The following is a 2,460-nucleotide window of genomic DNA, read 5'->3' on the forward strand; positions in this document are numbered from 1 at the left end:
AATCTAGTTAGTCCCGATTATTTCAGTCCCGCTCGTCAGCAAAAATTATTAATACCAACAGATCGAATCCAGCTAAATAGTCAGCCACTCCCAATTCCTATTCCCAAAAATAATCTCCAACTAACTCCAGTCTTAACTCCTAAAAATTAACCATTCGATCGAATGATAAAATCGCTATTATAGTGTCAACTACTTTGCAATAACCAAATCCCACTATCTGTGACTCCCGAATCATCGGGAGTCACCAACAGAAAATGCAACCCATGTACGAGCCGTTGCCGTGCTGCATAAAGCTTAGCCGCCTGACTGACTTGGCGATCGTTAAATGTCAGCATCACCCACCGATCTGCCAACCCCGCATCCAAAACCAAACCCCCCGGATCGTCACCCAAATAATTGAGACTCACAGGCGCTGTTTCCGCCACCCACCGCGCCAACCGCATCGACTGTCTGCCCCCGTAGATAATCACCCCAGGGATGGCTACATTCGCACCCAGACCCCAATGCGGTGGTAATAAATAGTCTGGCATCGAGACGATCGGGATCGGTCGATCGTGAAAATCTGACACCAACTGTCCGGCGGTTAACGTCACAAATTGCCACTTGTCCCCAACTAAATCGTCAGGAATCGGTAACGGCGGGGGTGACTCGATCGCCAGCGGTTGATAATGAGGATTAGCATAACTTTGAGCCTGTTGTTGCAATAACTTTTTCAGCGCCACCGTCCGCCGTGTCGCGACAACTTCAATACCTAATTTCGCTCCAGCCGTCTGGATTAATCCCCAACTTTGCGGACGAAAAACTTCGATTACTGATGGCAAATTATCTGTAGTTGCCAATTGGATCTGACTGGCAATCCACTCCGCATTTACCTGTTTTTGCGGACAAATCGCCGTATGATACCAACTCCCATCCGCTGCACAAATAACTAGCTCCCATAGGGTTTCGCCTCGTTCATTTTGCTGGGGACGACTAGAAATATCCGCTTGCCAAATAGTCATTTAAAGGATAATGGATAGGGGATAGGGTAATAAGTAATGGGTAATAGGCGATCGTCTATGGAGACTCCAAGCATAGAGCCTAAACCTGATAAACTAAATTTAATTCAGAGCCTCATACCAAGCATGGAAATTACCTGGCGATCGGTCAAAACCTATACTGATATCCTCTATCATAAAGCCGATGGCATCGCAAAAGTAACCATCAATCGTCCCGAAAAGCGGAATGCCTTTCGTCCGCAGACGGTATTTGAAATGTACGACGCGTTTTGCGATGCGCGGGAAGATACCAGTATCGGCGTGGTATTGCTCACAGGCGCTGGCCCCCATACTGATGGTAAATATGCCTTCTGTTCCGGTGGCGATCAGTCCGTGCGCGGATATGGCGGTTATCAGGGCGCAGACGGGATTCCGCGTCTAAATGTACTCGATCTCCAACGCTTGATTCGATCGATGCCCAAGGCGGTAATAGCCCTCGTTGCAGGCTATGCGATCGGTGGTGGACATGTCTTACACTTACTTTGCGATCTCACGATCGCGGCTGACAATGCGATCTTCGGTCAAACCGGGCCGAAAGTCGGTAGTTTCGATGGTGGGTTTGGAGCGAGCTATTTAGCCCGCATCGTCGGACAAAAGAAGGCGCGAGAAATCTGGTATCTGTGCCGTCAATACGACGCACAAGCCGCACTCGATATGGGTTTAGTCAATACGGTGGTGCCTGTGGACAGACTAGAAGCAGTAGGCATCGAATGGGCGCAAGAGATCTTAGCCAAAAGTCCGATCGCGATTCGCTGTCTCAAAGCCGCTCTCAATGCCGATTGTGACGGGCAAGCTGGCTTGCAAGAATTGGCTGGGAATGCCACTATGCTCTACTACATGACCGAGGAAGGTGCTGAGGGTAAGCAAGCATTCCTGGAAAAACGTCAGCCTAATTTTCGCCAGTACCCTTGGTTGCCATAGATTAAATCAGTAGACGCGTAGGGTGGGCACTGCCCACCATCCAGGTTTCAGGCTTTTTCGATCTGACAAATATTTGCGCCGACTTACCTAGATATCTAGCACCCTTATCCTAATGTCCTAATGCCCAGGTCGGTAGTTAGACACCAATTGCCTGAAACCCATGTGGTGGGCAGTGCCCACCCTACTGGGACGACTACTGGGACGACTCAATGCCGATTGTGACGGGCAAGTTGGCTTGCAGGAATTGGCTGGGAATGCCACTATGCTCTACTACATGACCGAGGAAGGTGCTGAGGGTAAGCAAGCATTCCTGGAAAAACGTCAGCCTAATTTTCGTCAGTACCCTTGGTTGCCATAGATTAAATCAGTAGACGCGTAGGGTGGGCACTGCCCACCATCAAGGTTTCAGGCTTTTTCGATCTGACAAATATTTGCGCCGACCTACCTAGATATCTAGCACCCTTATCCTAATGTCCTAATGCCCAGGTCGGTAGTTAGACAC

At 49.3% G+C, this 2,460-nt stretch carries 2 protein-coding genes and 1 pseudogene; 2 read left to right on the plus strand and 1 reads right to left on the minus strand.

What is annotated here, in order from left to right:
• Positions 1–185: 185 nt before the first annotated feature.
• Positions 186–1,001: a Tab2/Atab2 family RNA-binding protein gene (locus RMO35_RS09790; RefSeq protein WP_309740719.1), complete on the minus strand. Its 816-nt coding sequence runs from the start codon at positions 999–1,001 to the stop codon at positions 186–188.
• 123 nt (positions 1,002–1,124) lie between these two features.
• Here RMO35_RS09790 and menB point away from each other — a divergent pair, with 123 nt between their 5' ends.
• Together menB and RMO35_RS09800 are read left to right on the plus strand one after the other, a co-directional pair.
• The gene (menB, locus tag RMO35_RS09795) at positions 1,125–1,958 is read left to right on the plus strand and encodes a 1,4-dihydroxy-2-naphthoyl-CoA synthase (protein WP_309740722.1); all 834 of its coding nucleotides are present in this window, start codon (positions 1,125–1,127) and stop codon (positions 1,956–1,958) included.
• 202 nt (positions 1,959–2,160) lie between these two features.
• A pseudogene (locus RMO35_RS09800) lies at positions 2,161–2,316 on the plus strand (1,4-dihydroxy-2-naphthoyl-CoA synthase); the annotation flags it as partial.
• Between the last annotated feature and the right edge of the window lie 144 nt (positions 2,317–2,460).

Source organism: Chamaesiphon sp. OTE_20_metabat_361 (assembly GCF_031364565.1).

Excerpts from the sequence above, each read along its gene's own strand:
- RMO35_RS09790 (WP_309740719.1), bottom strand. The coding sequence starts at position 1,001 with ATGACTATTTGGCAAGCGGATATTTCTAGTCGTCCCCAGCAAAATGAA.
- menB (WP_309740722.1), top strand. The coding sequence starts at position 1,125 with ATGGAAATTACCTGGCGATCGGTCAAAACCTATACTGATATCCTCTAT.